The following is a 23932-nucleotide window of genomic DNA, read 5'->3' on the forward strand; positions in this document are numbered from 1 at the left end:
GCGCTACCAGTGATCGGGTCGTGCCAGCGCCGTCGGGAGCTTCGTGTGCGCGTCGCCCCGCGCGGCACCGATCTGGAACCGGGTGAGGAACAACGCTTCGGACAGATCGGCGCCCCGCACGTCCGCACCCCGCAGGTCGGCGCCGATCAGGTCGGCCATCCGCAGGTCCGCGTTCCGCAGATCCGCACCGATCAGCCAGGCGCCACGCAGATTCGCCCCACGCAGATCCTTGCGGGCAAGCTTCGCACCCATCAGATCCGCACCACGATGATTGCGGGGACGACCGGGCGCACCGGCACGGAACCGCTCGCTGACCTGCAGGAGCACGGCGTTGACCTTGTCGCGGTGAGCGGCGACGTCCATGCCCACGAGCACGTGCGGCGCGCTGTCGGTCAGCGTCACCGTCTCGTCCCGCAGCGCCGTCAGCTCCGCCCGCAGCGACGCCGCGGCCCGGATCCGCAGCGACTCCTCCAAGTACCACAACAACTCGTGCAACTGCCGCTGCACCGGGAACACGTCGAACATCGATCGCGCGGTGTCCGGGACGTCCCGCCAGCTGCGCCCGCCGAACGTTCCCTGCGACACCTTCTGCCCGGCGCCGAAGCAGTCGTACACGGTGCAACCGGCGAACCCCGACGTCCGCAACTCGGTATGGATGCCGCACCGGAAGTCGTCGAGGAGGTTGCGGCACGGCCTCCCGCCGTCCTTGTCGACGGCGAAGTCCGCCGACCTCGCGAACGGCAACGCGACGCAGCACAGCCCGAAGCACTGCCCGCAATCTGCGGCCAGCTCAGTCATTTCCGGCACCCGAATCGAGTCCTTCCGACGTATCCGTCAATTTCCGCGCGATCCACCCCGGGACTCCCCGGGCACCACCATTGTCGCCCGGAACCGGGGCCCCACCCAAACGCTTTGATCTGCAAGGCCATTCACGGACGGTTCCGAGATCGACGGATACCGTCCGGTTGACGACACCCGACCGGAGGCGAACACTTGGCGTGGGTCCTCGCGACGCCGCTCCCCGCGGCACCCGGCGTCGAAGGGATGCGTGGTGTCGGGAGTGCCGCTCCGAGGCGGGAGGCCCCCATGGCAGTCGACCCGAAGCGGGCCCACCTCTGGATCGTCGGCGGCGGCATCGCCGGAATGGCGGTCGCCGCCTTCGCGATCCGGGACGCCGGTGTGCCCGGCGAGAATGTTCACATCCTCGAGGAACTCGACGTCGAGGGTGGTTCGCTCGACGGTGCGCGCTCCCCCGCCGTCACCGACGGCTGGGTCACCCGCGGCGGACGGATGTTCGAGGAGGAGGCCTACCAGTGCACGTGGAATCTGTTCGAGTCGGTTCCGTCGCTGGAGAATCCCGACATCAGCGTCCGACAGGAGATCCTCGACTTCAACGCGAAGGTCGAGACCGACGACAAGGCTCGACTGATCGACGCGCGGCACCACATCATCGACGCGTCGAAGCTCGGCCTCGACAATCGCGACCGCCTCGAGATGATGCGACTGCTGGGGCTGCCGGAGCGGGCGCTCGGCGCCCGCCGGATCGACGAGATGTTCGGCGACCGCTTCTTCACCACCAACTTCTGGCAGATGTGGCGGACCACCTTCGCGTTCCAGAAGTGGCACTCGGCGGCCGAGTTGCGCCGCTACTTCCTGCGATTCGTCCAGGAGTTTCCACGCATCCACACCCTGTCCGGTGTTCAGCGCACCGTCTACAACCAGTACGACTCCATGGTGGTACCGCTGCAGCGGTGGATGTGGGCGCGCAACGTCGACGTCCGCTTCGGTAATCGCGTCGTCGACGCCGACTTCGCCCAGGCCGGTCAGCCACGGCGGGTGACCCGCCTGCACGTCGAGAACGCGGACGGCAGATCGACGATCGACCTCGGCGAGAACGACTACGCGTTCGTCACGCTCGGTTCGATCACCGCCGACTCGAGCTACGGCGGCAACGACGACGTCCCGCCGCTGATCCGCGACCGCGTCGACCACGGCTGGTCGCTGTGGGAGGAGATCGCGAGGAAGGCGCCGGACTTCGGCCGGCCCAACACCTTCTACGGCAACATCGACGAGAACAAGTGGGAGTCGTTCACCCTCACGATGCGCGGTGACGCACTGCTGCGGCGCATCACCGAGTACACCGGCAACGAGCCCGGGACCGGCGCGCTGAGCACGTGGTTCGAGTCGGGCTGGCACCTGTCCACCGTCATCGCGTACCAGCCCCACTTCCCGCAGCAGCCCGCGGACATCTACACGCTGTGGGGGTACGGGTTCGACATCGACAACGAGGGCGACTACGTCAGGAAGAAGATGTCGCAGGCGACCGGCAAGGAGATTCTCACCGAACTGATCCACCAGTACGGCTTCGAGGACATGCTCGACGAGGTGCTCGCCACCACCGACGTGACGACGGTGATGATGCCGTACGCGTCGGCCCTGTTCAGTCGGCGGGTGCCGGAGGACCGCCCGAAGGTTGTCCCCGACGGCTCCGAGAACTTCGCGTTCCTCGGGCAGTTCACTTCCCTGCCCGAGGACGTCGTGTTCACCGTCGAGTACTCGGTGCACGGCGCGATGCATGCCGTCTACACACTGTTCGACGTCGACAAGCCGATCCCCCCGATCTACCACGGACTACTCGACCCGAAGGTCGGCATCAAGGCACTCGAGGCGGCGTTCCGGTAGTACGGATCTGTCCGACAGCCGGATCCGACTCGTCGAGCCCCTACTTGTCCAGCGCCTTCTTGTCGAGTCCCACCGCGAGCTCACCGTCGGTCTTCGCGCGGTCGAGCCCCACGACCCAGCCGGTGACCTGGCGGGTGACGTCCTGCGCGGTCAGACCGAGCTCACTGTGGATCTGGTCGCGCGACGCATGATCGAGGAACTGCTGCGGCACACCCAGGTCCCGGCACGGCACGTCGACGCCGGCCGCGCGCAGCGCCGCCGACACGGTGGCACCGATGCCACCGTGCAGGCCGTTGTCCTCGATGGTGACGACCATCCGGAAGTTCTCTGCGAGCTTGACCAGCGACTCCGGAACCGGCAGCACCCATCGCGGGTCGATGACCGCCGCGGTGATGCCGTGCTGGGCGAGCCGCTCGGCGGCCTCCAACGCGACTCCCGCGAACGAGCCCACCGCCACGAGCAGGACGTCACCACGATCGCTCTCCGGCATCTGGAGCACGTCCACGACACCGTCGAGTCGGCGCACCGCGGGAACATCGTCGCCGACGGCGCCCTTCGGGAACCGGATCACCGTCGGGCCGTCGTCCACCGCGAGGGCCTCCTGCAGTTCCTCGCGCAGTGTCGCGGCGTCTCGGGGCGCGGCGACCCGGATGCCCGGGACGATGCCCAGCAGCGACAGGTCCCACATTCCGTTGTGACTCGCGCCGTCCACACCGGTGATGCCCGAACGGTCCAGCACGATCGTGACGGGCTGCTTCAGCAGCGCGACATCCATCAGCAGCTGGTCGAACGCGCGGTTGAGGAACGTCGAGTAGATCGCGACGACGGGGTGCATCCCGCCGAGCGCCAGACCGGCGGCCGAGGTGACCGCGTGCTGCTCGGCGATGCCGACGTCGAACATCCGTTCCGGGAAGCGCTCACCGAACGCGGCCAGCCCGGTGGGTCCCGGCATCGCGGCGGTGATCGCGACGACGTCGTCGCGCTGCTCGGCCTGCGCGATGAGTTCCGCCGAGAACACCGACGTCCAGTCGGGGGCGGAGGTTCCGCGGGAACGACCGGTGAGCGGGTCGATCACGCCGGTGGCGTGCATCTGGTCGGCGACGTGGTTCTCGGCGGGCGCATAGCCCATGCCCTTCCGGGTGACGGCATGCACCAGCACCGGGCCACCGAAAGCCTTGGCCCGCCGCAACGCCGACTCCATCGCGACCTCGTCGTGCCCGTCCACCGGACCCAGGTACTTGATCCCGAGGTCGGTGAACATCACCTGCGGGCTCACGGCGTCCTTGAGTCCGGCCTTCATCCCGTGCAGCAACTGGTATGCGGCGCGACCCACCCACGGCATCTTCTTCACCATGCGGCGGCCGTTGTCGAGGATCCGCTCGTAGCCCGGCTGCAGGCGCAGTGCAGCGAGGTGGTCGGCGAGCCCGCCGATGGTCGGGGCGTAGGAGCGGCCGTTGTCGTTGACGACGATCACGACCGAGCGGTCCCGGCCGGCCGCGATGTTGTTGAGTGCCTCCCAGCACATGCCGCCGGTGAGCGCGCCGTCTCCGACCACGGCGACGACGTGGCGGTGCTGCCCGGACAGCTCGAACGCCTTCGCGAGACCGTCCGCGTAGGACAACGCGGCCGACGCGTGGGACGACTCGACCCAGTCGTGCTCGCTCTCGGCGCGCGACGGGTAACCCGACAGACCACCCTGCTTGCGCAGCGAATCGAACTCGTCCTTGCGGCCGGTGAGGATCTTGTGGACGTAGGCCTGATGGCCTGTGTCGAAGACGATCGGGTCGGCGGGCGAATCGAACACCCGGTGCAGCGCCAGCGTCAATTCGACGACACCGAGGTTGGGGCCGAGATGACCACCGGTGGCGGACACCTTCTGCACCAGGAACTCGCGGATCTCCGCAGCGAGCTCCTTCATCTCCTCCGGATCGAGCCGACGCAGGTCGTCAGGCGTCTGGATACGGGCAAGCACACCCAACGAGATCGCTCCCTCCAGCAGGTTCACGGGCTGTCACTCGACAGCCCGACAAGTCTACGGAGCTGCCGAACACGGAGCCGCTCGGCATCGGATCCGACCGCGCCGCGCGTGCTCGAATACACATCCCGGACTGTTCGCTCATCCTACTGTTGCTCCATGGGCAACGTGGTCGACGAGTTCATCAACCGGGTGTACGACGTGGTCCGGGCCGATCGGGGCGGCAATGTCGCCGACTACATTCCCGAGCTCGCCGCGGTGGTGCCCGATCGCTTCGGGATCGCCGTCGCGACGTCCGACGGGCACGTCTACGAGGTCGGCGACTGCGGTGTCGCCTTCACCATCCAGTCCATCTCCAAGCCGTTCACCTACGCGCTGGCGCTCGCCGACCGGGGAGTCGACGCCGTCGCCGAGAAGATCGACGTGGAACCGTCCGGCGAGGCGTTCAACGAGATCAGCCTCGACCCCGACACCGAACGGCCACGCAATCCGATGATCAACGCGGGCGCGATCACGTCGGCATCGCTGGTCGCCGGCGCCGATCCGGCCGAGCGGTTCGAAAGGATCCGGCAGCTCTACTCGCGCTGCGCGGGACGGCAGCTGACGCTGGACGAGGCGGTGTACACGTCCGAGGCCCGCACCGGGCACCGCAACCGCGCGATCGGTTACATGCTGCGCTCGTTCGGCGTCATCAGCGGCGACCCCGACGAGGCTGTCGACCTGTACTTCCGACAGTGCTCGATCGACGTCACGTGCCGCGACCTCGCACTGATGGCGGCCACCCTCGCGAACAACGGCGTCAACCCGGTCACCCGGGACCGGGTCCTCAATCCCGCCCTCGTCGAGCGGGTCCTGAGCGTGATGACCACGTGCGGGATGTACGACGCCGCCGGTGAGTGGGTCACCGAGGTGGGGATGCCCGCCAAGAGCGGTGTCGGTGGCGGAGTCCTCGCTGTGCTGCCCGGACAGCTGGGTATCGCCGTCTTCTCACCCCGGCTCGACCGGCACGGCAACAGCGTCCGCGGTGTGCAGGCGTGCCGGGAACTGTCCCGGGACCTCGAACTGCACTTCCTCCACGTCACCCGCGCCGCCCGCTCGTCGATCCGGGCGCGGTACGACGTCGGCTCCGCGCCGTCGCGCACCCGCCGGACCGACGCCGAGAGGGCCACCCTCGACGCCTTCGGCGGCCGCGCGCGCATCTACGAACTGCACGGCGATCTGTTGTTCACCGGCGCCGAGACGGCGGTCCGGGAGATCGACGCCGAACGCGCCGACCTCGAAGCGGTCGTGGTGGATGTGCGCCGGGTCGACGAGGTCAGCGGGATCGCCCGCCGGATGATCGAGTCGCTGCGGGCCGATCTCGCCGACAGCGGGTGCCACAGCGCTCTCGTCGACCCGGAGGGGCACTTCGGGCACACCCTGTCGAGCCTCGCCCCCGAGGATCCCGGCGGACGGGTGTTCGCGGACCTGGACTGGGCCACCGAGTGGTGCGAGGAGGTCCTGCTCGCCCGGCACTGCCGCGGGGGCCGTCAGCCCGAAGCGATCGAGCTCGAGCAGCACCCTCTGTTGGCCGAGTTCACCGCCGACCAGTTCGAGAGATTCACCGACGAACTCGAGTCGCGGACCGTCGCCCGCGGCGAGTTGATCGCCCGCCGTGGCGACCCCGCCGCCGGCATCTTCCTGATCCTGTCCGGCCGCGCGAGCACCACCGTCACCTCCGCGGACGGCGCGATCCATCGGATCACGACCCTGGCTGCGGGGATGACCTTCGGGGAGATGCCGACGCTACTGGACTCGACGTTCCTCAACGACGTTCGCGCCGACACCACGGTTACCCTCGCGGTGCTGCCGCCCGACGGTTTCGTCCGGCTCACCGCGGAGGCCCCACAGATCAAGTCGGCGCTGCTCGAACGCCTCGCCATGGCCGCATACGGGCAACTGGAGATGCTGCTGCACAGCTTCGAACAGCGCGGGCGCGCCTGACACGTCGGTGTCGCCGGCGGATCTACCGACCGGTCGTCGCGACCACCGGCATGGTCCGCGCCGGTCCACCGAAGAAGAACCTGCGGACGGTGAACTTACCCAGATCGGGATCGTACGGGCGGTACGCGAGGTAGCCGGCGAGGTGTGTGAACCAGTGCAGCCGCAGCATCCTGCGATGCTGCGGTGTCATCGCGCCGTGCCGTTCCAGCGTCTTGACGCCGGCGTCGAGGTAGCGGGAGAACTCGAACGGCGGAGTCAGCGCGCGGCGCGGCGACACATCCGCCCGCATCTGTGTCAACTGCACGATGCCGATCTCCTCGGCACAGATGCACAACGCGAGATCGACGTCCTCGTGCACGTCCAGGTCTGCGGTGACCGCTCCGCGGACCCGATCCCAGGTGGACCGGCGCACCGCCATGTTCGCACCGTGGAGGTTCCGGATCCGCCGCTCGCCACCGAGGATCCCCTTCCGGACGAGCCGGTCCACGTACCAGCCCTTGAGGCCGCGGTACGGCGAGTCGTACGAGTTGCTGAGCCCGGTGACAGCCCCGATGTCCGCGGTGTCGGTACGGGTGAAGAAGTCGAGAATCGAGCGGGCCCAGTCGGGCGCGACCCGGGTGTCCGCGTCGATGCGTCCGATGATGTCACCGGTTGCGGCGTCGAATCCGGCGTTGCGCGCGTGCACGGTGCCGGCCTTCTCTTCCCGGATCAGCCGCACGATGGGATGCCGGGCGGCGAACTCCTCGACGATCGCGGCCGTGCCGTCGGTCGAATTGTTGTCGACCACGACGATCTCGTGCAGCTCCCGCTCCTGCTCGAGCAACGACACCAGACAGGCACCGATATAGGTCTCTTCGTTGTACGCGGGCACGACGACGGTCAGGGTAAATTCGGAGTCCACACGTCTCGTATACCGCACGCCGCCGCTGCCCGCGAATCGGACCACGCCGCGCCGCGGGTCCCGGAAAAGTGTTTGCACCGGGTACCCGTCGTCCGCCAGTCTGGGGCGACGAGCGAACAGTTTCGTCCACCATCCGCGCCCGACGCAGACCACGAGGACCTTATGCTCCCCGACAACGCACTGGCAATCGAAACGCACGGCCTGATCAAACGATTCGGCTCCAATGTCGCCGTCGACGGCGTCGATCTCGCCGTACCGGCCGGCGGCGTGTACGGCGTGCTCGGCCCCAACGGCGCCGGCAAGACCACCACGATCCGGATGCTGGCCACCCTGCTCCCCCTGGACGGGGGCGCCGCGCGGGTCCTGGGACACGACGTCGCCACCGAGGCGGAAACCGTCCGGAGCAAGGTGTCGCTGACCGGCCAGTTCGCATCGCTCGACGAAGATCTGACCGGCGTCGAGAATCTCGTCCTGCTCGGCCGCCTTTACGGTTACTCGCGGGCCGCCGCGCGGTCCCGGTGCGAGCAACTGCTCGACGCCTTCGGCCTGCAGGAGGCCGGGAGTCGTCAGGTCAAGACCTATTCCGGCGGCATGCGGCGGCGCATCGACATCGCCGCCAGCATCATCGTGACACCCGAACTGATCTTCCTGGACGAACCGACCACCGGCCTCGATCCCCGCAGTCGCAACCAGGTGTGGGAGATCGTCCGCGCGTTGGTTGCGGGCGGCACCACGGTGCTCCTCACCACGCAGTACCTCGACGAGGCCGACCAGCTGGCCGACCGGATCGCCGTCATCGACCGCGGCAAGGTGATCGCGGAGGGCACCACCGGTGAGCTCAAGGCGTCGGTGGGTTCCGGGGCTCTGCACGTGCGGGTCGCGCAGCCGGCCCGACGGGCCGAGGCCGCCACGATCCTCGAACCGGTTCTGGGGGTTCCCGTGAGCCTCGAATCGGACCCGGCGGCCCTGACCGCTCGGATCGACGACCCGCAGCGGGTAGCCCGCGCACTCGCGGCGCTCGACGACGCGAGTCTCGCCGTCACCACCTTCGCCCTCGGCCAACCCAGCCTCGACGAGGTCTTCCTGGCCCTGACCGGCCACGGCACCGAGGACGCCGAGGGCACTGCCGACACCGACATCATCGAGGAGAGCGCGTCATGACCGACACCATCACCACCTCGGCGCAGGCGGTCGGCAACGTCCTGCAGATGCCGGGTCCCCGACCGGCGCGCCCCAACGCACTGTCGACGTCCCTGTCCTTCGGATGGCGGGCGCTGCTCAAGATCAAGCACGTCCCGGAGCAGCTCTTCGACGTGACCATGTTCCCGGTGATGTTCACGCTGATGTTCACGTTCCTGTTCGGCGGCGCGCTCGCCGGCTCGACCGACGCCTACGTGCAGTTCCTGATCCCCGGCATCCTGGTGCAGACCGTCGTGATGATCACGATGTACACGGGGCTGACCCTGAACAAGGACATCGAGAAGGGCGTGTTCGACCGCTTCCGCTCGCTGCCGATCTGGCGGCCTTCACCGCTCGTCGGCGCCCTGTTCGGCGACATCGTGCGCTACACGATCGCGTCGGTGATCGTGCTGATCCTGGGTCTGATCCTGGGCTTCCGCCCCGCCGGCGGGATCGTGGGCGTCGTCGCGTCGGTGCTGCTGCTGTTGCTGTTCTCGTTCAGCCTGTCGTGGGTGTGGACTATGTTCGCGATGCTGATGCGGACCGAGCAGGCCGTCATGGGCGTCTCGATGTTCATCCTGTTCCCGCTCACGTTCGCCAGCAACATCTTCGTCGACCCGTCGACGATGCCGGGCTGGCTGCAGGCGTTCGTCGACGTGAACCCGATCAGTCACCTCGTGACGACCCTGCGGGCGCTGTGCGAGGGCTCGTTCGAGTTCGGGCAGCTCTCCGTCGTACTGATCTGGTGTGCCGGCTTCATCGTCGTGTTCGGCCCGCTGACGATGCGGCTGTACAACCGCAAGACCTAGCAGATATCCCGACAGACCGGAGGCCCGCAACCGTGTCGGTTGCGGGCCTCCGGTCGTCCGCTCGGGCAGCTACGCCTTCACGTCCTGCTCGGTGTCGCGAGCGGCGTCCGACTCCTCGCCCTCGGCCGGCTTCTGGATGTCGATGGTCCTGCGCAACGGGGTGTTCGGGATCACGATGACGCAGGCCAGGGTGATCAGCGCGACCAGCGCCGCCACCAGGAACAACCGTCCCGTCGCGTCACCGTACGCGGCGCGGATGACGGCCGCGATCGGTGCGGGCAGGGCGTTGATGTCGAGGTTGCCGCCGCTGCCCGCCGCGTGGGTGTCGATACCGAGTTCCGCGAAGCCCTCGGCGGACAGGGTCGTGACCCGGGTCGCGAGGATCGAGCCCAGCACCGACACGCCGATGGCACCACCGAAGGTGCGGAAGAACGCGACCGAACTGCTGGCCGCGCCGATGTTGTCGACGCTGACGGTGTTCTGCACCGCGAGCACCAGGTTCTGCATCAGGCTGCCGACACCGACGCCGACGATGGCGATGTAGACACCGATCAGCCACAGGCTGGTCGCGTGATCGATCGTGGAGAGCAGACCGAAGCCGACCACGAGCAACCCGGCGCCGGCAACGATGAACGGCTTCCACTTTCCGAACCGGGTGATCAACTGGCCCGAGACGACCGACGAGACGAGCATGCCCATCACCATCGGAATCGTCAGGACACCGGCGACGGTCGGGCTGTGACCGCGGGCGGTCTGGAAGTACTGGGTGAGGAACGTGGTGGCGCCGAACATGCCGACACCGACCGCGATCGAGGCGATGATCGCCAGACCGGTGGTCTTCTCGGTGATGATCTTCAGCGGGATGATCGGCGACTTCACCTTGGACTCGACGATCACGGTCGCGATCAGCAGCAGCAGCCCGACACCGACGTAGATCGCGGACTCCTTGGAGAACCACGCGTAGTAGTCGGCCTTGCCGGCGAACGACACCCAGATCAGCAGGACGCTGACGCCCGCCGTGAGCAGCATCGCGCCCCACCAGTCGATGGAGACGTCCTCCTTGCGGTCGGCCGCGATGTGCAGCGTGCGCTGCAGCAGGAACAGGGCGATCACGGCCAGCGGAACGCACACGAAGAACGTCCACCGCCAGCCCAGGGGGCTGTCGACGATGACGCCACCGAGGATCGGGCCGCCGGACATGGACACTGCCATCGCGGCACCCATGTATCCGGAGTAACGCCCGCGGTCACGCGGCGGGATGATGCTGCCGATGATCGCGACCACCAGCGCCGTCAGACCTCCCATGCCGATGCCCTGCACGACGCGGGCCGCCAGCAGGACGGGCACGTTGTGCGCGAAGCCTGCGATGACCGATCCGATCACGAAGATCACGATCGAGGTCTGGACCAGGATCTTCTTGTTGAACAGGTCGGCGAGCTTGCCCCAGATCGGGGTGGACGCCGCGTTCGCGAGCAGCGCGGTCGTGATGACCCACGCGTACTGGGTCTGGGTGCCCTTCAGGTCGCCGATGATCGTCGGCAGTGCCGTCGAGACGATCGTCGTGCTCAGCAGCGCGGTGAACAGCGCCGCGATGAGGCCCGCGAGGACCTCGAGAATCTGGCGGTGGGTCATCGCCTCGTTGCCGGAGCCTGCCCGACTCTCCCCCACTGATGTCGTCATTGAAGTGCTCTCCCACGGTCATTTGCAGCTAGCGGCGAGGATTCGTTGCGGGCGGCGAGGGTGTCGGTGAGACGTTCGATGGTCGACAACGCCGCCGCCGCTTCGTCCTGACTCCACCCGCCGAGCAGTTCGTGCAATCGCGCCGATCTGCGTTCCTTGGTGCTCCGCAGGACCTCGTCGCCCTTTTCCGACACCTGGACCAGGAACGCCCGTTTGTCGTCCGCGTCCGGTTGCCTGTCGACGAGACCGGAGTCCACCAGCTCCGTCATCTGCCGGCTGAGTGCCGACTGGCTCACGCACAACACCGACGCGAGCTCGTTCTGCCGGCACGGACCCCGCGTCGACAGCACGAACAGCACCGCGGCCAGCGCCGGCGCGAGCGGATCGTCGACGGCGCTGGTGAGGGCGGTACGCAGCGATCGTCCGAAGAGGAAGATCGCGTCGACCAAGGCCTGCGCCGTGTCGGCCTGAACGGCCATCGGACACCCCGAATCCCCTGAATGGATTGGTGAATTACTTGCAGAACGCAACTATAGGCATAGTTGCGTGCGTCAAGCAATTACTTCGCAAAAGCGACATACCGCACTACATATGCCCTGACCTGGGCTTTTGCGAAGCTCGACCTCGAGGGGTGTGCCGAACACCTCAGCGGGTGAGGAGGGCGAGACTCTCCATGTGGTGCGTGAGGGGGAAGGCATCGAACACCCGGACCTGCGCCACGGTCAAGCCGTGCTCGCGGTAGAGCGCGATGTCACGCGCGAACGACGCCGGATCGCAGCCGACGTGGACGATCCGGTCCGGACCCGCCGCCGCGAGGGCCGCGACGACGTCCCTTCCGGCACCGGCGCGGGGCGGATCGAGCACCACGACCTCGGGGGCCGGGAGATCCTGCAGCGCGCGTTCGACGCGCGCCGCATGCAACTGCACCTGCGGCAGGTCCGCCAGCGCCGCCGACCCGTCGGCCACCGCGGTGCGGGAGAACTCCACCGACTCGACCCGGCCGGTCACGCCGACCTGCTCGGCGAGCGTCGCGGCGAACACGCCGACACCGCCGTAGAGATCCCAGACGGCAGCGCCGGGCGACGCCTGCGCCCACTCCCCCACGACCTCCGAATACGTCTGCGCCGCACTCCGATGTGCCTGCCAGAATCCGGTGGCGGACAGCGTCCACTCCCGGTCGCCGACCCGCTCGACGGCTCGCCCGGAGCCGATGACGACCCGTTCCGCGCGACTGCCCGCCGACGCCGCCCGGCGCGCCGTCGCGCCGCGCCGTCCCGGGCTGCGACGTCCGGTCCGCGAGATCTTGGCCGGCGCGATCTCGACCACGTGGCGTTCACCGACCGCGTCGAGCACCACCTGCACCTCGGCCCCGGGCTGCCAGGACCGCTCGGCCAGACCGGAGTACGCCGACGCGTCGATCTGCGGACACGCCAGGAAGGTCTCGATGTCGTTGCTGCGGAACCGGTGGAAACCCGGACGTCCGGCGGTGTCGACCGCGAGACGCACCCGCGAGCGCCACCCCGCGCCGTGCCCGGTCCCCGGCAACTCCTCGACGGCGACCTCGAGGTCGAGACCCGCGATCCGGCGCAACTGCTCGGCGACGATCGCTGCCTTCATCGCCCGCTGCGCATCGAGCGTGGCGTGCGAGTAGTCGCAGCATCCTGCCCCGCCCGGACCGGAGATCGGGCACAACGGTGCGACCCGGTCCGGTGACGGCTCGATGATCTCGACGGCGTCGGCGCGGCAGAACGAACCGCCGCGATCCTCGGTGACGTGTGCGACGACGCGCTCACCGGGCAACCCGTGCCGCACGAACAGCACCCGGCCCTCGTGGCGGGCCACGCAGAAGCCACCGTGGCCGGGATTCCCCAACTCCACCTCGAGCCGAAGACCCGTCCAGTTCTCACTCACCACGTACCGCCCGTCACTTGCCTTCTGATTCGAACCCGCGGCGAGTCGCACCGGGTGCGTTGTCGACGCGTTCACGTTTGACCTTCTCCGACGAACTGAGCTGCCACGGCACGCTGGTGACCATCACGCCCGGCTGGAACAGCAGTCGGCTCTTCAACCGCAGGGCGCTCTGGTTGTGCAGGATCTGCTCCCACCAGTGCCCCACGACGTACTCCGGGATGAACACCGTGACGACGTCCCGCGGCGAGTCCCTCCGGACTCGGCGCACGTAGTCGAGCACCGGCTTGGTGATCTCGCGATACGGCGACTCGATCACCTTGAGCGGCACCGTGATGTCACTCTTCTCCCATTCACGGACGAGCGCGCGAGTGTCGGGCTCGTCGACGTTGACCGTGACCGCCTCGAGCGTGTCCGGACGCGTCGCACGGGCGTACGCGAGCGCGCGCATCGTCGGCATGTGCATCTTGGACACCAGCACGATCGAGTGGGTGCGGCTGGGCAGGACGCCGTCCCACTCCTGTTCCTCGAGTTCGGCGGCGACGCTGTCGTAGTGGCGCCGGATCGACTTCATCACCACGAAGATCACGACCATCGCGACGATCGCGATCCACGCACCGGCCGCGAACTTCGTGAGCAGCACGATCACCAGCACCGCACCGGTCATCGCGAGACCGATCGAGTTGACCACGCGCGAGCGCTTCATCCGCCGGCGCTGCGCCGGATCGGTCTCGGCCCTCAGATGCCGGGTCCAGTGTCGGATCATTCCGGTCTGGCTCAACACGAACGAGACGAAGACACCCACGATGTAGAGCTGGATCAGCTTGGTGACCTCGGCGCCGAAGACCACCACGAACGCGATCGCCGCACCCGACAGGAACAGGATGCCGTTGCTGAACGCGAGACGGTCGCCGCGGGTGTGCAGCTGGCGCGGCAGGTAGCGATCCTGCGCCAGTACCGAGCCCAGCACCGGGAAACCGTTGAACGCGGTGTTCGCGGCGAGCACGAGGATGAGCGCGGTGACGATCGCCATGAAGTAGAAGCCGGCCGGGAATCCGGAGAAGACGGCCTCGGCGAGCTGCGCGATGAGTGTCTTCTGGTGGTAGCCCTCCGGAGCCCCGATCAACTGCGTCTCCGGATTGTGCGCGTACACGATCCCGATCTTCTGGGCCAGAATGATGATGCCCATCAGCAGGACGATCGCGAACGTGCCGAGCAGCAGCAGCGTGGTGGCAGCGTTGCGGGACTTCGGCTTCCGGAATGCCGGCACCCCGTTGCTGATCGCCTCGACGCCGGTCAGCGCCGCGCAGCCGGACGAGAAGGCCCGGGCGATGAGGAACGCGAACGCGATGCCGTACAGGTGCGAATCCTCGGCATCGAGAATGAAGCCGGACGATTCCGCCTGGACGTCGTCGCCGAAGATGTAGATCCGGGCGAGGCCCCACCCGAGCATGATCAGCATGCCGACGATGAACGCGTACGTGGGGATCGCGAAGGCGGTGCCGGACTCCCGCAGACCCCGCAGGTTCATCGCCGTCAGCAGCACGATCGCGGCGATCGCGAACAGCACCTTGTGCTGCGCCACGAACGGCACCGCGGAACCGATGTTCGACGCCGCCGACGAGATCGACACCGCGACGGTGAGCACGTAATCCACCATCAGCGCACTGCCCACGGTCAGACCGGCGTTGGGCCCCAGATTGGTGGTCGCGACCTCGTAGTCACCGCCGCCGGACGGATACGCGTGCACGTTCTGCCGATAGCTGGCGACCACCACCGCCATGACGACGGCGACGGCCAGCCCGATCCACGGTGCGTACACGTACGCGGAAATGCCCGCGACGGACAGCACCAGGAAGATCTCTTCCGGTGCGTAGGCGACCGACGACATCGCATCCGAGGCGAAAACCGGCAGCGCGATCCGCTTGGGCAGAAGCGTGTGCCCGAGCTTGTCGCTCCGGAACGGCCGGCCCAGAATCAGCCGCTTCGCAGCGGTGGAAACCTTCGACACTGCCAAAGCGTAAGCCGTCCGAGGGAATGCACAGCAGCCAGGAGCCGAAGTCGGCGTTTCCCTGCGGTGGCAACTTGCTCTTCCCTGCGCGCGCTGTACGGTTCGATTCGACGCCGGCGGCATCCCGCACGGGCGCGAATTTCGATGAACGGAGTGGACAGGTGTACGTAGTAGTCATGGGATGTGGCCGCGCCGGCTCCTCCCTCGCTACCGCACTGTGCCGGATCGGCCACGAGGTGGCCGTCATCGACCGCGACGCGAGTGCATTCCTCCGACTCGGAACCGAATTCACCGGGCACACCGTCGTCGGGATGGGATTCGACCGCGACGTGCTGGTCCGTGCCGGCATCGAGCGCGCCGAGGCATTCGCCGCGGTGTCCTCCGGCGACAACTCGAACATCATCTCGGCCCGCGTGGCCCGCGAGACGTTCGGCGTGGAGCGGGTCGTGGCCAGGATCTACGACGCCAAGCGCGCCGCGGTGTACGAGCGTCTCGGCATCCCCACCATCGCAACCGTGCCGTGGACCACCGACCGCTTCATGCTCGCCCTCGCGCAGGACGATCAGATCTCGAAGTGGCGGGATCCGTCCGGCACGGTGGTCGTGACCGAACTGCCCTTCCACGAGGACTGGGTCGGCCGCAACATCTCCGAACTCGAAGCCGCGACCAGCTCCCGCGTCTCGTTCGTCATCCGTTTCGGATCGGGCATCCTTCCCGACCGCAAGACCGTCATCCAGTCCCAGGACCAGGTGTACGTCGCCGCCGTGTCGGGCACCGTCGCCGAGGCCGTCGCCCTGGCCGGCAATCCCCCGCCGTCCGACGACTGACAGCCCGAGACCGGTCAATGACTCCCTTCTCGATCGACTACCCGATTGGAAACCTCCGATGAGAGTGGCCATCGCAGGAGCCGGCGCCGTAGGCCGCTCCATCGCCCGCGAACTCGTCCGCAGCAACCACCACGTAATGCTGCTCGAACGCAAGCTCGAGCACGTCGAGCCCGAGGTGATTCCGCAGGCCGAGTGGATCCATGCGGATGCGTGCGAGCTCAGCCTGCTCGAAGCCGCGCAGCTGGAGACGTACGACGTCGTGATCGCCGCCACCGGCGACGACAAGGCCAACATCGTGCTGAGCCTGCTCGCGAAGACGGAGTTCGGGGTCGGGCGGGTGGTGGCCCGTGTGAACGACCCCCGCAACGAGTGGCTGTTCGACGAGTCGTGGGGCGTCGACGTCGCGGTCTCCACGCCGCGCATGCTCGCCTCGCTCGTCGAGGAGGCCGTCACGGTGGGTGACCTGGTTCGACTGATGACGTTCCGTCAGGGTCAGGCGAACCTCGTCGAGATCACCCTGCCCGACAACACCCCGCTCGCGGGCAAGCCGGTGCGCAAGATTCGGCTCCCGCGTGACGTCGCCCTGGTGACGATCCTGCGTGGCGGCCGGGTGATCGTCCCCCAGCCCGACGACCCGGTCGAGGGCGGCGACGAGCTGCTGTTCGTCGCGGCCGTCGAGGTCGAGGACGAACTACGCGCCGCGATCGATATCTGACGCGTCGGCAACAGGGCCGTCGGCGGTATTTCCGTCGGCAGTCTTGCCGTCGGCGGCTTCCGGCTCGGTCTCATCGGGGGCAGGCTCCACGATCCGGTCGGCACGTCGAACGGCCCAGATCGTCACGAGCAGCACCACACCGGTGAGCGGCCAGCCCATGCCGATCCGTGCCACCGCGAGCCATCCCGTCTGATCGGCGTCGTAGAGCTGAGACTGGACCAGGTACCGGGCACCGAAGACCGCCGCCCACGCGACGGTGGCGATGTCGTACGCGCGCACGGCGCCCTTGTGGGCACGCCACGCATTGCGGTGCCCGTTGAGGTAGCCCCAGACGACACCGACGAGCGGCCACCGGACCAGGATCGACACGACGAACGCAGCGGCGTACACCAGGCTGGTGTAGATCCCGAAGAGGAAGTACCCCTTCGCGTCACCGGTGCGGTAGGCGATGAACGCGCAGACGCCGACTCCGAGGAAACCTGAGATCGCGGGCTGCACGGGACTGCGGCGAACGATTCGCCACACCAGGATCGCGGCGGCCACACCGAGCGCGATCCACACGGCCGGGGCCAGACCCCACAGGCTGTTCGCCGGCACGAACACGACGATCGGCAGCGACGAGTAGACCAGCCCGCTGAGTCCACCGAGCTGTTCGAGGATCGTCTGCTGCTTCGTTTCGGTCACGCGACGAGACTGCCATATCCGGGCGGTACGCCGTCGAGGCCCGTCCCGCGACGGGCCCGGTTGCAGTGCAACGGCATCGGCTCAGGAATCGCCGCGAAGTTCGTAGTAGGGATTGAAGATCACCTTCTGACCGTCACGGTCGCCGATGCGGCCACGCACCATCAGCGTCTTGCCCGGCTCGATACCGGGGATCCGTCGACGGCCGATCCAGACGAGCGTGACCGGGTCGGTGCCGTCGAAGAACTCCGCCTGGACGCTGGCGTTCGCGGACTTGGGACACGCCTCGACGCTGCGCAGGCGCCCGAGGATCGTGACCTCCTCACCACGCGCACAGTCGCAGGCGCGCTTGGCGCCCGATGCCTGCGCGGTCTCCACCATCTCCTCGGCATCCAACTGCTCGAGGTCCTCGGTGAGTCTGCGGGTGAGCCGGCGAAAGTAACCTGCCGCGGCGGGGGCCATAGCGTGCTCCTGGACAAATGGCGGCGCATCTTCGCGCCGCGCGATAGGTCTGTACGAGGGCCACTGTAACCCCAAAGTGATCCGAAACCCACCGCCGTCCGGAACCCCCGCGAACCGGGCAGTGCAAGATCGATTCATGCAGCAACGAACCTGGCCCGAAGTGGCCGTCGTACTCCCGGGAACCGGGTCGGATGCGGATTTCGCGGACCGCGCCTTCCGGCCCGCAATGATGCAGGTAGGCGTCTCGACGATGGCGGTCGAACCGGATCCGCGGGCGATCGTCGCGAGCTACCGCGACGCGATGGACCGCGCCGCGCGCGAACACGGCCGGATCCTGGTCGGCGGCGTGTCGATCGGGGCCGCCGTGGCCCTGGCGTGGGCGGCGGAGAACCCTGACAGCGTCGGCGCCGTACTGGCCGCACTGCCGGCATGGACCGGGTCACCGCGCGACGCGCCGGCGGCGGCCAGTGCGACGTTCACGGCGTCGCAGTTGCGCGCGCACGGACTCGCAGCGGTGACCGCGGAGATGACGGCGTCGAGCCCGCCCTGGCTGGCCGACGAACTGGCCCGGTCCTGGCGCAGCCAGTGGCCCGATCTGCCGGCCGCGCTGGAGGAGGCCGCCGCGTACCACGCACCCGACCCGGCGACGCTCGCCGACATCCACGTTCCCGTGGGCATCGCCGCGGCCGTCGACGACGCCGTCCACCCGTTGACGGTGGCGAAGGAGTGGGCGGCGACGCTTCCGCACGCCGCACTGGCCGAACTCACGTTGCAGGAGATCGGCGCGGACCCGGGCGTGCTGGGACAGGCGTGCTTCGCCGCGCTCGACCGGATCGGCTGAGCGCGGTGCGCTAGAGCCCGAGCTGCTGCATCGCCGAACCGGACTCCCCGCGCCGGGGCGGCTCGGCCCCGTTCGGGGACTCCTGAATCGGCTGCGGCGTCTGCGGCGCGGACTGCTGCTGCGGATGCTGCTGGGCCTGCTGCTGGGCCTGGTCCGTGGCCGCGAGCTGTGCCTGCTGCTGGGCCGCCAACTGCTGCTGCTGGTGGGCAGCCATCAGCTGGTCGACGAGTGCCTGCGGCAGGACCACCGACAGCGGGGTCCGCACCGGATACGGCTCCGTGCCGCGATTGACGACCGTGTCGAGCAGGACGGCGCGCGCGATCGCGACGAGCGGACCACCGGCCGCCACCGCACCGGTGGGGCCGGCGACGACGCACCGGAGCATCCAGCGGTGGCCGTCGACACCGATGAAACGCAGGTCGGCGTTCGGGGTGGTCGCGGCCACCTCACGACCCCACGGGCCGCTCTCGATGCTGACCTCGGCGTTGTCGGCACGCAGCGATTCTGCGAGCTCGGACGCAACCTCGCGCCACTGACCGGGCGACTTGGGAGCGGCGTACGCGGAGACGGTGATACGGCCGTGCTCGGTGACCAGGTGCACCGCCTGCGGCGCACCTTCGGGCGACATCTCGACCTGCAGCTGGGCCCCCTGCGGCATCGGCAGCAGGACCGAGCCGAGATCGAGCCGCGTCGCCGCCGGCTCCTCGCCCTCCGGAAGATCTGCAGCGTCGTACGGGCCGCCGTCGAGCGCGCCGACGGGCTCGTCCGACGCGGCGTCCTCGTCCGGCGTCTCGGTGTCGACGAGATCCGCAGGTTCGACGGCCTCGGACCGGCCGGCCTCATTCTTCTTGCGACGTCCGAACATGATCAGGCCCCTTCCCTCGGCAGCCGCGTCAGCTCGTGCGGGCGGCCTTCCTTACCGTCGACATCCTGATCGGCATTGTGCTCGACGAGGCTCGCGTGACCCCCACTGGAGCCGTAACCGCCTGCGCCGCGGACAGTTTCGTCCAGCGAGTCGACCTCGACGAAGTCGACCAATTCGACCCTCTGGACCACCAACTGCGCGACACGGTCACCGCGGCGCAGTTCGATGGGCGTCTCGAGGTCGTGATTGATCAGGCAGACCTTGATCTCTCCGCGGTAGCCGGCATCGATCGTGCCCGGAGTGTTCACGATCGAGAGCCCGGCCTTCGCGGCCAGGCCGGAACGCGGATGGATCAGGCCGACCGTACCGATCGGCAGCGCGACCGCGATGCCCGTACCGACCAGGACGCGGCGGCCCGGCTCGATCGTGACATCGGTGGTGGTGCACAGATCGACGCCGGCATCACCGTCGTGCGCGCGCTGAGGAATCGGGATACCGGGGTCCAGTCGCTTCAGCGCAATGGCAGGAAGATCGCTCACGTGCACCGAGACTACTCTGGACTACGTGTCCGAATCGTCTCAGCCCGCAGCGACCACGCCCGACAATGCCCGAGCACCGATCTATTCGGAGCGCCTGTGGGTGCCGTTGTGGTGGTGGCCCGCTGGATTGCTCATCGCCGGCCTGCTCGCGGCGGAGGTCCACATGGGTTCGCCGGGCGTCCGTGCCTGGCTGCCCTACGTCCTGCTGTTCCCGTTCCCGGTGTGGGCACTGCTGTGGGTGTCCAGGCTCCGGATCGAGGTGTACGGCGGCCCCGAGGGTGAACTGCGGGTGGGTCGTGCACATCTGCCGCTGACCGCCATCTCCCGCACGGCCACAATTCCGCCGTCGGCGAAGAGTGCAGCCATGGGGCGCCAGCTCGATCCGGCCGCATACGTCCAGAACCGATCCTGGATCAAACAGACTGCGCTGATCGTCCTCGACGATCCCGAGGACCCCACGCCCTACTGGTTGGTGAGCACGAGGCGGCCAGCCGAACTGCTGGCCGCCATCGGCCGCGAGACAGCCCCGAAGGACTAGTCCGTCTGCTTCAGGACTCGCGTCAGGCGGCGCAGTCCATGCAGATCATGACGCCGTTCTCCTCGCTCGCGAGACGGCTGCGGTGGTGAACCAGGAAGCAGCTCGAGCAGGTGAACTCGTCCGCCTGCTTGGGCACCACCCGCACGGACAGTTCTTCGCCGGACAGGTCGGCGCCGGGGAGTTCGAACGACTCCGCGGTGTCGGACTCGTCCACGTCGACGACTGCCGACTGCGCCTCGTTGCGTCGTGCCTTCAGTTCTTCGAGCGAATCCTCCGAAACCTCGTCGGTTTCCGATCGCCTGGGTGCGTCGTAGTCGGTTGCCATTTCCTCTTCCCCTCGTCCTCTTGCGTGTATCCCCGGTGCCCGGGCCGCCGCCCCTCACGGGGTCGGCGATCCTGGAGAACCGTCAGAGATGCAGATCCATTCCTGTGGCATTGACAACGCCCCAGGATGCCCGGAAGTGCCCGAAAAGCCCTCCGGAAAACATGACCTACACCTCACCTTCCGTTCTCTCCGGACCCTCTCGAAATCGTGTGTTCTCACGACTGGGGCCGCCAGACAATAGCCGACGCGTCAGGAAAAGTGGCAACCGAACCGGACACTGTCGGAAACTGTCCGTCAATCGTCACCAACCACTGCTCGAGCCGAGACATTCCTGCACCGCCCATGTGCCGGACGGTGATCGGCCGGGGATCTACAGTGGGCAGCGGGACGGCGGCGGCACCGAGATGGTGGCCGGAACCACACCAACTCTTTTCCTTGTCGCGGGTTCACTCCCCGCACTCGCCTACGGAGAGGCCGACATACACCGTGGTTTCACTGATCACCGACGGCAGTTCGACCGACGATCAGGGCCGTCCGTTCCGTCGCCGGCGCGCGGTCCCCGTGCTCGCGTTGATCTCGGTGCTGGCGCTGCTCGGCGTCGTCGTCTGGGTCCAGATCCTCACCAAGCCCGAGGTGTACGCCACCACGGTGGACTGCAATCCCCCGGTCAAACCGAAGGCGGCCGATGCGCCCGCGCCGCAGCCGCTCGGCGAGAAGGTGGGGCGCGACACCCTGCTCGACGTCGAACCGGCTGCGCTGTCCGCGACCAAGGTTCGTGTGTTCAACGCCAACGGCGAACGCGGCCAGGCGTCCGACGTCGCGACCCAGCTGCGTGACTACGGGTTCGCGGGCGCGCCCGACGTACAGGTCGGCAACGACCCGGTGTACGTCGACCAGAACCTGCAGTGCCACGGCCAGATTCGGTTCGGACCGAACGGACTGTCCGCCGCGAGCGCACTGTGGCTCGTCGCGCCCTGTGCCGAGTTGATCCAGGACGCCCGCACCGACGACACCGTCGATCTCGCGCTGGGCACCTACTTCGCCAAGCAGATCGATCCCAATCCCGACGCCGCGGAAGTCCTCAACGCGCTGAAGGATCCACCTGCCGGTACCGAGCCGGCCCCACTGGACCCGGGTCTGCTCTCCGCAGCCCGCACCGCGCGCTGCTGACACCCGATCCGGTCATGGGATCGGGTCGAACGCACCCGCGGACCGGAAGACGGCCTCCAGATCGTCGGCGACGCCGGGCGCCATCGCGATCACGACTTCGCCCGCAGCACTACGCGTGTCGGGCGCCGGGACGTGGACCCGGGCGCCGGCCTCGCTCGCGATCAGTGCACCCGCGGCCCAGTCCCACGGGTTCAGGCCGTGCTCGAAATGCGCGTCCACTCGGCCGGACGCGACCATGCACAGATCGAGGGCGGCCGACCCGATCCTCCGGATGTCGCGGACGCGGGGAAGCAGTTCACCGATCAGCCTGCCCTGCGCTTCGCGGCGTTGCGCGCCGTAGCCGAACCCGGTGGCCAACAGCGCCAGGGAGGCATCGGTCACCGGGTTGCACGAGAGCGCTCCGGTGTTGCCGTCCGCGTCGGTGAACGAGGCGCCCCCGCCGAGCGCAGCCGAGTAGGTGACACCACCGGCGACGTCCACGACCGCTCCCGCAACGGACACCCCGTCCACTTGCGCGGCCACCGACACCGAGTAAGCCGGGATGCCGTAGAGGAAGTTCACGGTGCCGTCGATCGGATCGAGGACCCAGCGGGTGCCGGCCACACCGTGCTCCTCACCGCCACCCTCCTCGCCCAGGATGCTGTCGTGCGGGCGCAGTTCCGCGAGGCGCGCCCGGATGAGTTGCTCGGTCTCCGTGTCGACGACCGTCACCGGATCTGTCGGGGTGCTCTTGGATTGCACCGAGTCGCCGTCGCTCCCGTGCACCACGGCGCCCATGACGCCGAACACCTCCGGTCGACGGGACCGCACGTGCGCGGCCGCCGCCTCGGCGACCGCGATCGCGGTGCGGAGGAGCACTCCCGGATCGATCGAACTGGATTCGTGGGTGGGGCTGTCGGTGGCACGCATGGAGGTATCGCATCACAGACCACGGACACCCCACCACCCGTATCCCGGGGCCGAACGTGCCGGAACCAACTACTGTTCCGACCCAGGCGGTCATCTCGACGGAAGGGAACCATCGTGGGCATGCGCGGCTTCGGAGTCGATGTCGGCGGCAGCGGCATCAAGGGCGCACTCGTCGATCTCGAGACCGGCGAGCTCGTCGAGGAACGGATCAAGATCGCCACACCACACCCGTCGACCCCCGACGCCGTCGCAGCCACCGTCGCCGAGATCGCCGCCCGGGCCGGATGGGACGGGCCGGTCGGAATCACGTTGCCCAGTGTCGTCACGAACGGCATCGCCCGGACCGCGGCGAACATCGACAAGTCGTGGATCGGGACGGACGCCCGGACACTGTTCTCCACGGCGCTGGGCGGCCGCACAGTGACGGTACTCAACGACGCCGACGCGGCCGGACTGGCCGAGGACCGGTACGGGGCAGGCAAGGACGTCGACGGGGTCGTCGTCCTGCTGACGTTCGGCACCGGGATCGGCTCGGCCGTGCTCCACAACGGCGTCCTGCTCCCGAACACGGAGTTCGGCCACATGGAGGTCGACGGCATGGAGGCCGAGCATCGTGCCGCGTCGTCGGTCAAGGACACCCGGTCGCTGTCGTACAAGGAATGGGCCGCGGAGGTGACCCGCGTGCTGTGCCGGTTCGAGGACCTGCTGTGGCCCGACCTGTTCGTCGCGGGCGGCGGCATCAGCCGCAAACACGACAAGTGGATCCCCCGTCTGGAGAACCGCACCCCCGTCGTTCCCGCCGCACTTCTGAACACCGCGGGGATCGTCGGAGCGGCCATGGCCACGCAGAACAGCCTGGAAAAGGGCATCGCTCCGTAACAATTTCGAAGCTGTCGTTACAATGGATAGCGGCCGACTGTGAGTCGGCGAAA

General features: G+C 68.1%; 23 protein-coding genes. 10 read left to right on the forward strand and 13 right to left on the reverse strand.

Annotation, left to right across the window (positions count from 1 at the left end):
* Positions 1-3: 3 nt before the first annotated feature.
* On the reverse strand, positions 4-798 hold the full coding sequence (locus AC1RIF_RS06285) for a pentapeptide repeat-containing protein (RefSeq protein WP_492600505.1): 795 nt from the start codon (positions 796-798) through the stop codon (positions 4-6).
* Positions 799-1086: 288 nt separating this feature from the next.
* On the opposite strand from AC1RIF_RS06285, the gene AC1RIF_RS06290 reads away from it, so the two are divergent.
* Entirely contained in the window at positions 1087-2682 is a 1596-nt protein-coding gene (locus AC1RIF_RS06290; protein ID WP_492600506.1) for an oleate hydratase, read from the forward strand.
* Between the two features lie 40 nt (positions 2683-2722).
* Here AC1RIF_RS06290 and dxs read toward each other — a convergent pair whose 3' ends face one another.
* Positions 2723-4660, reverse strand: a complete 1938-nt coding sequence (dxs, locus tag AC1RIF_RS06295; protein ID WP_492600789.1) for a 1-deoxy-D-xylulose-5-phosphate synthase — start codon at positions 4658-4660, stop codon at positions 2723-2725.
* 156 nt (positions 4661-4816) lie between these two features.
* Here dxs and glsA point away from each other — a divergent pair, with 156 nt between their 5' ends.
* Positions 4817-6640 (forward strand): glutaminase A, encoded by a 1824-nt coding sequence (gene glsA, locus AC1RIF_RS06300; protein ID WP_492600507.1) that lies wholly within the window; start codon positions 4817-4819, stop codon positions 6638-6640.
* A 22-nt stretch (positions 6641-6662) separates the two neighbouring features.
* Here the strand turns inward: glsA and AC1RIF_RS06305 are convergent, their stop codons facing one another.
* The gene (locus AC1RIF_RS06305; RefSeq protein WP_492600508.1) at positions 6663-7541 is read right to left on the reverse strand and encodes a glycosyltransferase family 2 protein; all 879 of its coding nucleotides are present in this window, start codon (positions 7539-7541) and stop codon (positions 6663-6665) included.
* 162 nt (positions 7542-7703) lie between these two features.
* Between AC1RIF_RS06305 and AC1RIF_RS06310 the strand changes: the two genes are divergently transcribed.
* Positions 7704-8702 carry an ATP-binding cassette domain-containing protein gene (locus AC1RIF_RS06310; RefSeq protein ID WP_492600509.1) on the forward strand — a complete coding sequence of 333 codons (999 nt, stop codon included), beginning with the start codon at positions 7704-7706 and terminating at the stop codon, positions 8700-8702.
* Entirely contained in the window at positions 8699-9529 is an 831-nt protein-coding gene (locus AC1RIF_RS06315) for an ABC transporter permease (RefSeq protein WP_492600510.1), read from the forward strand. The genes AC1RIF_RS06310 and AC1RIF_RS06315 overlap by 4 nt, the downstream gene beginning before the upstream one ends.
* A 69-nt stretch (positions 9530-9598) precedes the next feature.
* On the opposite strand, the gene AC1RIF_RS06320 is transcribed toward AC1RIF_RS06315, so the two are convergent.
* The 4 genes from AC1RIF_RS06320 to AC1RIF_RS06335 form a co-directional block, all read right to left on the reverse strand.
* Positions 9599-11161: an MDR family MFS transporter gene (locus AC1RIF_RS06320; protein WP_492600790.1), complete on the reverse strand. Its 1563-nt coding sequence runs from the start codon at positions 11159-11161 to the stop codon at positions 9599-9601.
* A gap of 44 nt (positions 11162-11205) precedes the next feature.
* Entirely contained in the window at positions 11206-11688 is a 483-nt protein-coding gene (locus tag AC1RIF_RS06325; protein WP_492600511.1) for a MarR family winged helix-turn-helix transcriptional regulator, read from the reverse strand.
* Positions 11689-11854: 166 nt separating this feature from the next.
* Positions 11855-13120, reverse strand: coding sequence for a class I SAM-dependent RNA methyltransferase (locus AC1RIF_RS06330; RefSeq protein ID WP_492600791.1), 1266 nt, complete (start codon positions 13118-13120; stop codon positions 11855-11857).
* 13 nt (positions 13121-13133) lie between these two features.
* Positions 13134-15128, reverse strand: a complete 1995-nt coding sequence (locus AC1RIF_RS06335; protein WP_492600512.1) for an APC family permease — start codon at positions 15126-15128, stop codon at positions 13134-13136.
* A 161-nt stretch (positions 15129-15289) separates the two neighbouring features.
* Here AC1RIF_RS06335 and AC1RIF_RS06340 point away from each other — a divergent pair, with 161 nt between their 5' ends.
* Positions 15290-15955, forward strand: coding sequence for a potassium channel family protein (locus AC1RIF_RS06340; RefSeq protein WP_492600513.1), 666 nt, complete (start codon positions 15290-15292; stop codon positions 15953-15955).
* 58 nt (positions 15956-16013) lie between these two features.
* The gene (locus AC1RIF_RS06345; protein ID WP_492600514.1) at positions 16014-16670 is read left to right on the forward strand and encodes a potassium channel family protein; all 657 of its coding nucleotides are present in this window, start codon (positions 16014-16016) and stop codon (positions 16668-16670) included.
* On the opposite strand, the gene AC1RIF_RS06350 is transcribed toward AC1RIF_RS06345, so the two are convergent.
* Together AC1RIF_RS06350 and AC1RIF_RS06355 are read right to left on the reverse strand one after the other, a co-directional pair.
* Positions 16647-17354, reverse strand: coding sequence for a DUF3159 domain-containing protein (locus AC1RIF_RS06350; RefSeq protein WP_492600515.1), 708 nt, complete (start codon positions 17352-17354; stop codon positions 16647-16649). The genes AC1RIF_RS06345 and AC1RIF_RS06350 overlap by 24 nt on opposite strands.
* A gap of 81 nt (positions 17355-17435) precedes the next feature.
* Entirely contained in the window at positions 17436-17813 is a 378-nt protein-coding gene (locus AC1RIF_RS06355; RefSeq protein ID WP_492600516.1) for an OB-fold nucleic acid binding domain-containing protein, read from the reverse strand.
* Between the two features lie 136 nt (positions 17814-17949).
* On the opposite strand from AC1RIF_RS06355, the gene AC1RIF_RS06360 reads away from it, so the two are divergent.
* On the forward strand, positions 17950-18654 hold the full coding sequence (locus AC1RIF_RS06360; protein WP_492600517.1) for an alpha/beta hydrolase: 705 nt from the start codon (positions 17950-17952) through the stop codon (positions 18652-18654).
* A 10-nt stretch (positions 18655-18664) separates the two neighbouring features.
* Here AC1RIF_RS06360 and AC1RIF_RS06365 read toward each other — a convergent pair whose 3' ends face one another.
* On the reverse strand, positions 18665-19519 hold the full coding sequence (locus tag AC1RIF_RS06365; protein ID WP_492600518.1) for a DUF3710 domain-containing protein: 855 nt from the start codon (positions 19517-19519) through the stop codon (positions 18665-18667).
* A 2-nt stretch (positions 19520-19521) separates the two neighbouring features.
* A complete protein-coding gene (gene dut / locus AC1RIF_RS06370; protein ID WP_492600519.1) occupies positions 19522-20064 on the reverse strand; it encodes a dUTP diphosphatase in 543 nt (180 codons plus the stop codon).
* On the opposite strand from dut, the gene AC1RIF_RS06375 reads away from it, so the two are divergent.
* Positions 20039-20596 (forward strand): DUF3093 domain-containing protein, encoded by a 558-nt coding sequence (locus AC1RIF_RS06375; RefSeq protein ID WP_492600520.1) that lies wholly within the window; start codon positions 20039-20041, stop codon positions 20594-20596. The two genes, dut and AC1RIF_RS06375, sit on opposite strands and share 26 nt — an antisense overlap.
* A gap of 22 nt (positions 20597-20618) precedes the next feature.
* On the opposite strand, the gene AC1RIF_RS06380 is transcribed toward AC1RIF_RS06375, so the two are convergent.
* Positions 20619-20921, reverse strand: a complete 303-nt coding sequence (locus AC1RIF_RS06380; RefSeq protein ID WP_031939713.1) for a DUF4193 domain-containing protein — start codon at positions 20919-20921, stop codon at positions 20619-20621.
* A 486-nt stretch (positions 20922-21407) separates the two neighbouring features.
* Between AC1RIF_RS06380 and cei the strand changes: the two genes are divergently transcribed.
* A complete protein-coding gene (gene cei / locus AC1RIF_RS06385) occupies positions 21408-22091 on the forward strand; it encodes an envelope integrity protein Cei (RefSeq protein ID WP_492600521.1) in 684 nt (227 codons plus the stop codon).
* Between the two features lie 12 nt (positions 22092-22103).
* On the opposite strand, the gene AC1RIF_RS06390 is transcribed toward cei, so the two are convergent.
* Positions 22104-23000: an inositol monophosphatase family protein gene (locus AC1RIF_RS06390; protein WP_492600522.1), complete on the reverse strand. Its 897-nt coding sequence runs from the start codon at positions 22998-23000 to the stop codon at positions 22104-22106.
* Positions 23001-23114: 114 nt separating this feature from the next.
* Here AC1RIF_RS06390 and ppgK point away from each other — a divergent pair, with 114 nt between their 5' ends.
* Positions 23115-23879 (forward strand): polyphosphate--glucose phosphotransferase, encoded by a 765-nt coding sequence (gene ppgK, locus AC1RIF_RS06395; RefSeq protein ID WP_492600523.1) that lies wholly within the window; start codon positions 23115-23117, stop codon positions 23877-23879.
* Positions 23880-23932: the final 53 nt, after the last annotated feature.

The organism is Prescottella sp. GW823-FHT02E09 (genome assembly GCF_058797375.1).